Annotated in this window: 9 protein-coding genes; all 9 read right to left on the bottom strand. The window is 53.7% G+C overall.

The features are described from left to right. Positions 1 to 11: 11 nt before the first annotated feature. The gene (gene dnaE, locus EDC54_RS00905; protein WP_132452342.1) at positions 12 to 3,494 is read right to left on the bottom strand and encodes a DNA polymerase III subunit alpha; all 3,483 of its coding nucleotides are present in this window, start codon (positions 3,492 to 3,494) and stop codon (positions 12 to 14) included. A 78-nt stretch (positions 3,495 to 3,572) separates the two neighbouring features. Beyond that, positions 3,573 to 4,169 carry a ribonuclease HII gene (gene rnhB, locus EDC54_RS00900; RefSeq protein WP_132452340.1) on the bottom strand — a complete coding sequence of 199 codons (597 nt, stop codon included), beginning with the start codon at positions 4,167 to 4,169 and terminating at the stop codon, positions 3,573 to 3,575. Further along, complete coding sequence (gene lpxB, locus EDC54_RS00895) at positions 4,166 to 5,311, bottom strand: lipid-A-disaccharide synthase (RefSeq protein WP_132452338.1); 1,146 nt, start codon at positions 5,309 to 5,311, stop codon at positions 4,166 to 4,168. Before lpxB ends, rnhB begins: the two co-directional genes overlap by 4 nt. A 3-nt stretch (positions 5,312 to 5,314) precedes the next feature. After that, the gene (gene lpxA, locus EDC54_RS00890) at positions 5,315 to 6,103 is read right to left on the bottom strand and encodes an acyl-ACP--UDP-N-acetylglucosamine O-acyltransferase (RefSeq protein ID WP_132452336.1); all 789 of its coding nucleotides are present in this window, start codon (positions 6,101 to 6,103) and stop codon (positions 5,315 to 5,317) included. A 4-nt stretch (positions 6,104 to 6,107) separates the two neighbouring features. Beyond that, positions 6,108 to 6,581 carry a 3-hydroxyacyl-ACP dehydratase FabZ gene (gene fabZ / locus EDC54_RS00885; protein ID WP_196238423.1) on the bottom strand — a complete coding sequence of 158 codons (474 nt, stop codon included), beginning with the start codon at positions 6,579 to 6,581 and terminating at the stop codon, positions 6,108 to 6,110. An 82-nt stretch (positions 6,582 to 6,663) separates the two neighbouring features. Further along, positions 6,664 to 7,686 carry a UDP-3-O-(3-hydroxymyristoyl)glucosamine N-acyltransferase gene (gene lpxD, locus EDC54_RS00880; protein ID WP_132452334.1) on the bottom strand — a complete coding sequence of 341 codons (1,023 nt, stop codon included), beginning with the start codon at positions 7,684 to 7,686 and terminating at the stop codon, positions 6,664 to 6,666. A gap of 3 nt (positions 7,687 to 7,689) precedes the next feature. Beyond that, positions 7,690 to 8,187 (bottom strand): molecular chaperone Skp, encoded by a 498-nt coding sequence (gene skp, locus EDC54_RS00875; RefSeq protein ID WP_132452332.1) that lies wholly within the window; start codon positions 8,185 to 8,187, stop codon positions 7,690 to 7,692. A 154-nt stretch (positions 8,188 to 8,341) separates the two neighbouring features. Continuing rightward, positions 8,342 to 10,774, bottom strand: a complete 2,433-nt coding sequence (gene bamA, locus EDC54_RS00870) for an outer membrane protein assembly factor BamA (protein WP_132452330.1) — start codon at positions 10,772 to 10,774, stop codon at positions 8,342 to 8,344. A gap of 35 nt (positions 10,775 to 10,809) precedes the next feature. Beyond that, the gene (rseP, locus tag EDC54_RS00865; RefSeq protein ID WP_132452328.1) at positions 10,810 to 12,165 is read right to left on the bottom strand and encodes a sigma E protease regulator RseP; all 1,356 of its coding nucleotides are present in this window, start codon (positions 12,163 to 12,165) and stop codon (positions 10,810 to 10,812) included. Positions 12,166 to 12,181 lie beyond the last annotated feature (16 nt).

Genomic DNA, 12,181 nt, shown 5'->3' with positions numbered 1-12,181 from the left:
GTATTCCCATATTAGTCAAATTCCAGTTCCACCTGCTCATTCCCTACTAATGTGCGTAGCTCGTTAAGTAGCGCATCGGCTGGCGTTATACGCCATGCAGCGCCGAAACGTAATCGAGCGCGCGCATCTTCACGCTGGTAATAGAGATGCACTGGGATCGTCCCCGATCGGTGGGGTTCCAACGATTGGCGGAGACGGTTTAATAGCTGGTCATCAATTTGCCTGTCAGTCAGCGAGATAGCAAGCCCGCGCGCGTATTTTTCCCGCGCTTCGCTGATATCCATTAGCTCCCGGACGGTCATTTTAAGCCCGCCGCTGAAGTCATCAAAGCTGACCTGTCCACTGGCGATAAGGATACGGTCTTTCTCCAGCAAATGCTGATATTTTTCCAATGCATCGGTAAACAGCATTATTTCGAGACGACCAGAGCGATCGTCCAGCGTACAGACACCAATACGGTTGCCCCGTTTGGTAACCATCACGCGGGCCGCCAACACCAGCCCAACCGCCGTCGTCATTTTGCCCCGTTCCGTCGGGTGCATGTCTTTCAAACGCACGCCGCCGGCATAACGTTCGATTTCCTTCAGATATTGCGTAATCGGGTGTCCGGTCAGGTATAGGCCCAGCGTCTCCCGTTCACCATCCAGCACCACCTGTTCCGGCCACGGCGGCACCGTACTGTAGGATTGTTCAACCTGTTCGGGCGCCTCAGCCAACACGCCGAACATATCCACCTGGCCGGTGGCTTCGGCTTTAGCATGCTGATCGGCGGCTTTCAGCGCATCGCCCAGCGAATTCATTAGCGCGGCGCGGTGTGGCCCTAACCGATCGAACGCGCCGGACATAATCAGCTTTTCCAGCACGCGGCGGTTCAGCTTTTTGATGTCGGTACGGGCACAGAGGTCGAACAGCTCCCTAAAATACCCGCCCTGATTACGCGCTTCAATGATCGCTTCAATCGGCCCTTCACCCACGCCTTTGATCGCACCGATGCCGTAAACAATCTCACCGTCGTCATTAACGTGGAAATGGTACAGCCCGCTGTTGATATCCGGCGGCAGGATTTTTAACCCCATCCGCCAGCACTCATCAACCAGCCCCACCACTTTATCGGTATTGTCCATGTCGGCCGTCATGACCGCCGCCATAAATTCAGCCGGATAGTGTGCTTTCAGCCACAGCGTCTGGTAAGACACCAGCGCATAGGCCGCCGAGTGGGATTTATTAAAACCATAGCCGGCGAATTTTTCCACCAGGTCGAAGATTTTCATCGACAGTTCACCGTCGACGCCCATCCTCTCCGCCCCTTCTTTGAAGACGGAACGCTGCTTAGCCATCTCCTCAGGCTTTTTCTTACCCATGGCGCGACGCAGCATATCCGCCCCGCCGAGCGTATAACCAGACAGCACTTGAGCAATCTGCATGACCTGTTCCTGATACAGGATGATGCCGTAGGTCGGTTCCAGCACCGGCTTGAGTGACTCGTGCTGCCACTCGATATCAGGATAGGAAATCTCTTCGCGACCATGTTTACGGTCGATGAAGTTATCCACCATGCCTGACTGTAACGGACCGGGGCGGAATAGCGCCACCAGCGCGATCATATCTTCAAAACAGTCGGGCTTCAGGCGCTTAATGAGATCCTTCATTCCGCGCGATTCAAGCTGGAATACCGCGGTGGTTTCCGAACGTTGCAGCATGTCGAAGCTTTTTTTATCGTCGAGCGGGATCGCCGCGATATCAATCGGCTCCAGCCCTTGCTTCGCTCGGCGTGCGTTAATCATCCCCAGCGCCCAATCGATGATGGTTAACGTGCGCAGACCGAGGAAGTCAAACTTCACCAGTCCGGCATACTCCACATCGTTTTTATCAAACTGGGTAACCGGGTGATTCCCTTCCGCATCGCAATACAGCGGGGCGAAATCCGTGATCTTGGTGGGGGATATCACCACCCCCCCGGCGTGTTTACCGGCGTTACGCGTGACCCCTTCGAGCTTACGCGCCATATCGATGAGCGCCCTGACTTCTTCATCGGCCTCATAAATTTCCGGCAGCTGCGGTTCGGCGGCAAAAGCTTTTTCCAGCGTCATGCCCGGATCGGGCGGCACCAGCTTGGAGATCCGATCGACAAAACCATAAGGGTGTCCGAGCACACGACCTACGTCACGGATCACCGCCTTCGCCGCCATCGTGCCGAACGTGATAATCTGCGACACCGCGTCACGGCCATACATTTCCGCAACGTGGTCGATAACCCTGTCGCGTTTTTCCATACAGAAATCGACATCGAAGTCGGGCATGGAAACACGTTCAGGGTTGAGGAAACGTTCAAACAGCAGGTCGAATTCCAATGGATCCAGATCGGTGATCTTCAGCGCGTAGGCCACCAGCGATCCCGCGCCAGAACCGCGTCCCGGCCCCACCGGCACATCATTGTCCTTCGACCACTGAATAAACTCCATCACAATCAGGAAGTAGCCGGGGAACCCCATCTGGTTGATCACGCCCAGTTCAATATCCAGACGCTCATCGTATTCTGGCCGACGCGCAGCGCGCACTTCCGGGTCCGGAAACAGGAACTCAAGGCGTTCTTCCAACCCTTCTTTTGCACACTTGATCAAAAAATCTTCGGTGGTCATATCGCCTGTCGGGAACTGCGGCAGAAAATATTCCCCCAGACGAATCGTGACGTTACAACGCTTGGCGATTTCTACGCTATTCGCCAACGCCTCGGGAATATCCGCAAAGAGCTGGCACATCTCTTCTTCGGTGCGCATATACTGCTGCGGGCTGTATTTGCGTGGGCGCTTCGGGTCATCAAGCGTATAGCCATCGTGGATCGCGACGCGGATCTCGTGTGCGTCAAAATCGTCAGAGCTAATAAAGCAGACTTCATTGGTCGCCACGACAGGCACCCCGTGCTTCGTTGCCAATTCAACGGCGGCGTGCAGGTAACTCTCTTCGTCGGGGCGGGAAGTCCGGATCAGTTCCAGATAGTAGCGCTGGGGGAAATGCATCTGATAGAACGCCAGACATTGCTCAGCCTGTACCTGATTTCCCCGTAGCAAAAATTTGCCGACGTCGCCATGGCGACCGCCTGACAATAAAATCAGCCCTTCCTGATATTCAATCAGCCAGTCGCGATCTATCGTCGGCCCGGCGGGACCGTAGCCGCGTTGGTAAGCATGGGAGATCAGCTGCGTCAGGTTCTGGTAACCGACATTATTCATGGCCAGCACCGTAAGATGCGCCAGTTCATCCCCTAATTCGTCGCTTTCGACACAGAAATCCGCGCCGACAATAGGCTTAATCCCTGCCCCATGCGCGCCGCCATAGAATTTCACCAGCCCGCACAGGTTGGTGAAATCGGTGATCGCCAGCGCTGGCATGCCGAGCGCAGCCGCTTTTTTTACCAGCGGCCCGACCTTGGCCAGCCCATCGATCATGGAATAGTCACTGTGAACACGCAGGTGAACAAAACGTAGTTCGGCCATCTCCAGATCCCAGAATTTATCGATTAGTCAGCATGGCCTACATTATCGCATGCCACGCCGAGAGTGAATGATGTTGTTTTACGCCAGCCCTAGAGCCCGTTTTACTGGCGCAAAGCTCCGACGATGAAACTCGGTCGCGCCCAACGCGGCCAGTTTCTGTAGATGAAAAGCGGTTGGATAGCCCTTATGCTGAGCAAAACCGTAATCAGGAAAGCGATGATCCAACTCGACCATCTCACGGTCACGGGTCACTTTCGCCATAATCGAAGCCGCGCTGATTTCCGCTACGCGGCTATCTCCTTTAACGACCGCCTGAGCGGGCATCGGCAACGCCGGACAACGATTGCCATCAATGAGCACGAAATCAGGGACGATAGCCAATCCCGCCACCGCACGCTGCATCGCCAGCATGGTAGCATGCAGAATATTCAGCCGATCGATTTCTTCCGGCTCTGCCCGACCGAGGCTCCACGCCAGCGCTTTCTCTTTGATTTCATCATAAAGCGCCTGTCGACGTTTCTCACTCAGCTGTTTGGAATCAGCCAGTCCGACAATGGGCCGCGTGGGGTCAAGAATGACCGCTGCCGTCACAACCGCGCCAACCAGAGGACCACGGCCCACTTCATCAACCCCTGCGATACAGGTCGCCTGCGGATAGATAAACATTTCATTCATGATTTTACGAATTCCAGCACGGCCTGAGCGGCTTGCTCATCGGCGTTACAGCGGATCTGTTGGTGTAAATCCACAAACGTCGTGCGTAGCGCCGCCGTTTTCTGCGCATCAAACAGCGGCAACAGCGCCTCCGCCAGCTTATCCGGCGTGCAGTCAGTCTGTAGCAATTCCGTCACCAGTTCCCGCCCGGCCAGCAAATTCGGCAGCGACACCCACGGTGTTTTCACCAGCCGCTGCGCTAACCAAAAGGTAAAGGGCTTCATACGATACCCCACAACCATCGGGCATTTCGCCAGCATACACTCCAGCGCCGCCGTACCGGATGCCAATAGCGCCGCATCGCTGGCAATCATGGCTTCTCGCGCCTGCCCATCCAGCAGGTGCACGCGCAAATCGGGAGCGACGCTGCTTTTGATCCGCTCAAACTGTTCACGCCGTTTGCTATTTACCAGCGGAACCACAATGTCCAAATCGGGGAAATGCCGGCTTAGCAATACCGCCGTGTTGAGAAAATCCGCGCTCAGCATTTCAACCTCCGCGCCGCGGCTGCCCGGCAACAGCGCCAGACAATGCGCGGAAGGCGCAATACCCAACGCCGCGCGCGCCGCCGTCTTATCAGGATGCAACGGCATCGCATCAGCCATGGTATGACCAATAAAACGACAAGGCACATTGAAACGATCGTAAAACGCTTTTTCAAAAGGCAAAAACGCCAACACCAGATTCGTCGCTTTACCTATTTTGAAAACGCGTTTTTGCCGCCATGCCCATACGGATGGGCTGACGTAATGAATCGTGTGAATACCCCGCTGTTTGAGGTTGGCCTCCAGCGTGATGTTGAAATCAGGCGCATCAATGCCGACAAACACATCCGGGCGGAGTTCACTAAAACGCTGGGTTAAATCCCGCCGGATTTTCAGCAGACGAGGCAACCGCCCAAGCACTTCCACAATACCCATGACGGCCAGCTCTTCCATCTCATACCAGACTTCACAGCCTTCGGCCTGCATCCTCGGCCCGGCGACACCCACAAAGCGCGCATCGGGCACCTTTTCTTTTAGCGCGCGGATCAAGCCTGCGCCAAGGATGTCGCCGGAGGTTTCCCCGGCGACCAGCCCAATAGTCAAAGGACGAGATGACATAGATTAACGAATGATGCCGCGCGTAGAACGGGCAAAGAAATCGGAAAATGCCTGCACGGCGGGGTGTTCAGCCGCCAGCGCGTCGATTTCCGGCTTCACGTCATCCAGCGTTTTACCGCTGCGATAGATCAGCTTATAAGCATTGCGGATAGCGTGCAGCGTCTCTTTCTCGAAACCACGACGCTTCAATCCTTCAATGTTGAGGCCAAACGGCGAAGCATGGTTACCCTGCGCGATAACATAAGGCGGCACGTCCTGAGCCACGCCGGAACACCCGCCAACCATGACGTGCGTCCCGATGATGCAGAACTGGTGCACGGCCGTCATTCCACCAATGATGGCGAAATCATCAATAGAGACATGCCCGCCCAGCGTGGCGTTATTCGCCAGAATACAGCGATTACCGACCACGCAGTCGTGTGCGATATGCGTATTGATCATCAGCAAGTTATCGCTACCGACTTTAGTCAACCCACCGCCCTGCGTCGTGCCACGATGAATTGTGACGCTTTCACGAATACGGTTACGATCGCCAATCTCAACGCGGGTCGGCTCACCGGCGTATTTGAGATCCTGATTCACCTCTCCAATCGAGGTAAACTGATAGATTTCGTTGTCACGGCCAATTTTAGTCACACCATTGACGACGACATGCGATTTCAGCACCGTACCCGCTCCGATCTCTACCTGAGAGCCGATAAAGCAGAAAGGGCCAATATGAACACCGGCACCAATGACGGCGCCGTCTTCAACAATGGAACTGGGATGAATAAAGGCGGTTTGATCAATCACGTTATCAGGCCTCCCGACGACGAGCACACATCATTGACGCTTCACAGGCCACTTCGCCATCAACTTTGGCAACACCTTTAAAGCGTGCAACGCCGCGACGCTCTTTGATGAATTCAACTTCCAGGATCATTTGATCGCCAGGCTGTACAGGGCGCTTAAAGCGCGCTTCGTCGACAGCCGCAAAATAGTACAACTCGCCCGGCTCCAGTTTGCCAACGCTTTTGAACGCCAGAATACCGGTTGCCTGAGCCATCGCTTCCAGAATCAATACGCCGGGAAAAATCGGCTTACCGGGAAAGTGCCCCTGAAAGAAAGGTTCGTTGAAAGAGACGTTTTTCACCGCCCGCAGAAATTTCCCTTCTTCGAAATCCAGAACCCGATCAACCAGCAAAAACGGGAAACGGTGGGGTAATAGTTCTAAAATCTCTTCAATATGCAGAGTATGAGTGTCAGTAGTCAAAATACTCTTCCTGTCCATAAAACTGATGCCATTAACAACACGGCCTGCGCAGACCCTAAATAGGTGTCTTCAGGCAGGCCGCAAATAAATACGCAAGTGATTAAATGTTATCGACTTTTCGTTCAACGGCTTTCAACCGTTTGCTTATCTCATCAATATTCATCACCAGCGCTGCGGTTTTACGCCATACTTTATTGGGTTGCAAAGGAATGCCCGAAGAGTATACCCCAGGTTCGGTAATCGGTCGCATGACCATTCCCATTCCCGTAACCGTCACTTTATCGCAGATCTCCATGTGCCCATTAATCACGCTGGCACCGCCGATCATGCAATAACGGCCGATTTTCAAGCTCCCCGCCATAATGACGCCGCCCGCCACGGCAGTATTGTCGCCAATCACGACGTTGTGCGCAATCTGACATTGGTTATCAATGATGACGCCATGACCAATAACGGTATCATCCAGTGCGCCGCGATCGATCGTCGTGCTCGCCCCGATTTCAACCCGATCGCCAATTCTGACCGTTCCCAACTGCGGGATCTTGATCCAGTTGCCGCGATCGTTGGCGTAACCAAAACCGTCCGAACCTATCACCGCGCCGGACTGAATCAGGCAGTGCTCGCCGAGGATAACATGATGGTAAATCGTGACGTTGGCCCATAGACGCGTTCCTGCGCCAATGCGGGCATTTTTACCGACAAAACAGCCTGGCCCAATGACGACGCCATCACCCAGCTGCGCGCCGGATTCAATCACGGCGTTCGCGCCGACGGAAACAGCCTCGCCCAGCGTCGCATCTGACGCAATCACCGCGCTCGGGGCAATATCAGTGGCCGGCGACGGCGTCGTATCCATTAGCTGCGCCATGCGCGCATAGGTAAGATAGGGATTTTTCACCACCAGCGCCGCGACCTGACAGTAAGGTAAATCCGCCTCAGTCAGCACAACCGCCGACGCTTGCGTCCCTGCGAGTTGCTCACGGTAACGACTGTCGGAAAGAAACGTAATCTGCCCAGTTTTTGCCGAATGCATAGAAGCAATACCGGTGATGACGATATCGCCATCACCGTGTAATTGTGCATCCAACTGTTGAGCTAACGCGTCCAGTCGAATTGAATACATGTATTATTTAACCTGTTTCAGTACATCGGCCGTAATGTCTTTGGCATTGGCGACATACGCAACCGCATTCGCGTCAATCACAACATCATAACCTTCTTTGGTTGCAACGGCTTTCACCGCATCCTGAATACGGCTCAGGATTTTGTTGCGTTCTTCCATCTGACGACGGCGATTATCCTGGTCGAAAGCCTGAGCTTTTGTCGAAAATTGCTCACGCTGCGCCATGATATCTTTTTCCATTTTGCTGCGCTCGCTCGCCTTCATGGTAGAGCCATCACGTTGCAGTTTTTGCATTTTTGTCTGCAGGCTGTTTTCCATCGTCTGAAGCTCAGAAGCACGGCCCTTGAACTCGTTTTCCAGCTGTTTGCCGACGGTTTCACGCTGCGGCAGCTGTTGGAAAATGCTGGAGACGTTAACAACGGCGATTTTATCAGCAGCCTGAACGCTGGCTGAAGCAGCCAATGCTAAACCGAGGCCTGCGGCACATAACCACTTTTTCACTATAAACTCCTCAACCTAACCTAGTTGTGTCTTGACACTTTAACGATGGGCATCATGTCTTGATATAAATGTTACCCACATTTATTGCGTTTGGACTCGTCATATCGATGAATCACGATGCAACATTCCCTGCATACGACCTGTTGACGTCACATTACCAGGTTTTGCCAATGTTAAACTGGAACTGTTCCGACTTGTCTCCATCGTACTTTTTAACCGGCTGGGCATAGGAGAAGACCAATGGCCCAAGCGGAGACATCCATTGCAACGCGATACCGCTGGAAACACGGAAGTTACTCGCCTTGCTGTAATCCGGCACGCCTGCATCAATCGTTGCCTGCGTATTTTCCCAGTTGGTATCCCATACCGTACCGCCATCCACAAAGAAGGAGGTGCGCACAGAGTTTGCGTATTTATCGCTGATAAATGGCGTAGGCACAATTAGTTCAACACTTGCGACCGCCATAGCATTACCGCCGACGGCATCATCCAGATTATCTTTATCGATCGGACAGCCGGAATACGAACCCGGAAGCGGCGTTGAACACTTATAATACGCCGCTTTAGGCCCAATCGTGTTTGACTGGAAGCCACGCACCGTACCAGATCCCCCGGCATAGAAGTTGTCATAGAACGGCACTTCTTTACTGCCGAGACCATCAGCAAAGCCTGCGCGCGTACGGCCCATCACGACCCATTTACCGCTGTCGGTCAACGGGTAGTAGCTCGCCGAATCAAACGTCAGTTTGTAGTATTCGTTGTCAGATCCCGGCACGGTAACTTTGACGTTTGCAGAAGCCCGCGTCCCTTTCGTCGGGAAGTAACCGCGATCGAGATTGTTATACGACCATCCGGTATTCAGGAAGAAATCGTTCGCCTTGAAGTCAGCGCTGGATTTATTGCCTTCTTCAACGACCGAGGGCTTCACGCCGACAGAGTCCAGATAGCGCCACATCGCCACCTGCGGTTTCATATCCGACAGATCGTTATGCACGTAATCCAAACCGAGGCGCAGTGAGTTATTCTCGTTAATCGGGAAACCAAGCGTACTCCCGATGCCATAACTCACATTGGTGTAATCAGACAGATCCGCGTCATAGGCTTCAAATTTGTTGTAGAAGATGCGACCGCCGAGGCTGACGCCGTCAACCGTAAAGTACGGATCGGTCAGTGACAGTTCGACGTACGTCTGATAGTCGTTTTTCGTCCCGCTGATACCAACGGAGTTACCCGTCCCCAGCCAGTTATCCTGCTGAACTCCGGCCTGGAAGCTCACGCCGCTTTCCGTACCGAAACCGACCCCAAAGTTAAATGTACCGGTATTGCGCTCTTTAACTTTATACGTCACATCCACCTGATCGGCCGTACCGGGCACGCGCTGCGTTTCCACATCCACGTTTTCAAAATAGCCAAGGCGGTTTAAACGCTCTTTACCCTGCTCAACCAGATCGTTGCCTAACCAGGCGCCTTCCATCTGACGCATTTCTCGGCGCAGGACGGAATCTTTCGAGGTATCATTGCCGTCAAAGCGGATATGACGCACATAGAAACGGTTACCGGCATCAACATTGATGTTCAGTTTCACCGTCTTGTCCGCGTCATTGATTTCCGGCTGCGTGACGACGCGCGGATAGGCGTAACCGTAGCGGCCCAGCAGCTTCTTGATGTCCTCTTCCATTCGGGTTACTTTCGCCCCGTTGTAGAGTTCACCCGGCTCGATCTTCGTCAGGCCTTCGATTTCCGCAGAGTGACCAGCCAGATTGCCTTTCACCACAACATCAGAGAGCTTGTACTGATCGCCCTCTGTCATATTGATGGTGATGTAGATGCCTTTTTTGTCCGGCGTCAGGCTCACCTGAGTGGAGTCGATGTTGAATCGCGCGTAGCCGCGATCCAGATAGAAACTGCGTAAGGTTTCCAGATCGCCAGACAGCTTTTGCTTCTGGTATTTACGATCGCCCACCACGTTCCACCACGGCACCTCATCGCGCAGTTGGAAACGGGAGATCAACTCGTCAGAGCTAAACGCCTTATTACCGACGATATTGATCTGCTGGATTTTGGCGGAAACCCCTTCCGTGAAGACCAGCTTCAGGTCTACACGATTGCGCGGTAATGGCGTAACGACGGCTTTTACCGACGCGCTGTACTTACCGACGCTGTAGTAGAAGTCTTCCAACCCTTTTTCGATGGTGGTAAGCGCCGTGCGATCCAGCGCTTCGCCGACCCGCACGCCAGAGGCTTCCAGGTTTTCTTTCAGCATGTCGTCTTTGACCGACTTATTGCCGGAAAAAGTGAGGCTGGCGATTGTCGGGCGTTCTTTCACCTGCACAATCAGCGTTTGACCATCGCGCAGGACGCGAACATCTTCAAAATTTCCGGTCGCAAACAAGGCTCGGATGGTATTACCGATATCATCATCGCTGATGGTATCACCAACACGGACTGGCATACTAAGCAGTGCCGCCCCGACGGCCACTCTTTGCAGGCCTTCGAAATGAATGTCCTTCACTACGAACCCGTCTGCACCGTATACGGTTGCGCTGCTGAACAGCAGCGACGCTATGAGCAACTTTTTCATCGCCATCGTTGTTATGCGTTTTTCCTAACCTAATCCCGCGCCTAGAGGCGAGAGAAATCATTGAAAAGTGCGAGTCCCATTAACAACATCAGCAATACTGTACCAATGCGGTAGCTAACGTCCTGCACACGCTCAGAAACCGGCCTGCCCTTTAGCTTTTCAACCGCAAGAAAAAGCAGGTGTCCTCCATCCAATACCGGCAAAGGGAACAGATTGATGATCCCCAGATTAACGCTGATTAAGGCCAAAAACATCAGGTAATAGATCAAGCCATAATCGGCTGACATGCCAGCACCCTGCGCAATCGAAATCGGACCACTCAGATTGTTCAGCTTAACATCACCCGTAACCAGTTTCCCTAACATACTGACGGTCAACTTCATCAGTTGCCAGGTTTTATCCGTTGCCTGATAGACCGCGCTGAACGGCCCATACTGACGTACAGTCCTGTACTCTTCGGGCAGCGGCGTCACACTCGGCATCACGCCTGCCAGACCTTCAACTCTGCCATTTCCTACGGATTTACTGTCGGGCGTCAGCGTTAACGGCAAAACTTCGCCGTTGCGTTCCACCTCCAGAGCGAGAGATTGCCCGGGATTATCACGCACGGCGATGACAAAATCACGCCATTGCGCTAAAACCTGCCCGTCGACTTTAACGATCCTGTCCCCGACTTGCAAACCCGCTTTTTCTGCCGCCGACCCGTTCTGTACCTGATGCAATACCGGCTCGATTTGCGGACCTCGCGGGACAATCCCCAACGATGTCGCAGGATCTTGTCTATCTGGCTCGAACTGCCAGTCACGTAAATCCAGGGTTTTCTGGACGACACGATCGGATCCCAAAGGCGCAGTACCAATCACTACGTCGCTATCGCCAATCTTGCCGATCAGCGCCAGACGAGCCGAATCCCAATCAGGCGTTTCGATACCATCAACGGACTTTAGTTCCATTCCTGCCGACATTTCCGCCTGTGCGGCAATGGAGTTGGGCAATATTTCACCAACAACCGGACGCACACCCGGTACGCCGAGAATAAACACCAGCCAGTAAGCCGCAATGGCAAACAGGAAGTTGGCAACCGGGCCTGCACTGACAATCGCTGCACGCTGCCAGACGGTTTTGCTGTTGAACGACAGGTGGCGGAATTCCGGCGCGACGGTGTCCACGCGCTCATCCAGCATCTTCACATAGCCGCCAAGCGGGATCAGCGCGACCACGAATTCCGTCCCCGTGCGGTCACGACGACGCCACAACGCACGGCCAAAGCCGACGGAGAAACGCTCGACCTTTACGCCACAGCGTCGCGCGACCCAAAAATGACCAAACTCATGGACGGTGACCAACACACCCAGTGCGATGATAAACGCGGCCAGACTCCAGAGGAAATTCAGCATAAATACACTCTACCGC

Origin of the sequence: Samsonia erythrinae (assembly GCF_004342665.1) — a bacterium.
Lineage (GTDB): Bacteria > Pseudomonadota > Gammaproteobacteria > Enterobacterales > Enterobacteriaceae > Samsonia > Samsonia erythrinae.
Note: the sequence above shows the minus strand (reverse complement) of the source record. Positions and strands in the feature narration are given on the sequence as shown.

Bases quoted from the DNA above. Each gene is read 5' to 3' on its own strand.
- fabZ (WP_196238423.1), bottom strand. From the start codon at position 6,581: ATGGACAGGAAGAGTATTTTGACTACTGACACTCATACTCTGCATATT.
- bamA (WP_132452330.1), bottom strand. From the start codon at position 10,774: ATGGCGATGAAAAAGTTGCTCATAGCGTCGCTGCTGTTCAGCAGCGCA.
- lpxB (WP_132452338.1), bottom strand. From the start codon at position 5,311: ATGTCATCTCGTCCTTTGACTATTGGGCTGGTCGCCGGGGAAACCTCC.
- lpxD (WP_132452334.1), bottom strand. From the start codon at position 7,686: ATGTATTCAATTCGACTGGACGCGTTAGCTCAACAGTTGGATGCACAA.
- rseP (WP_132452328.1), bottom strand. From the start codon at position 12,165: ATGCTGAATTTCCTCTGGAGTCTGGCCGCGTTTATCATCGCACTGGGT.
- rnhB (WP_132452340.1), bottom strand. From the start codon at position 4,169: ATGAATGAAATGTTTATCTATCCGCAGGCGACCTGTATCGCAGGGGTT.
- dnaE (WP_132452342.1), bottom strand. From the start codon at position 3,494: ATGGCCGAACTACGTTTTGTTCACCTGCGTGTTCACAGTGACTATTCC.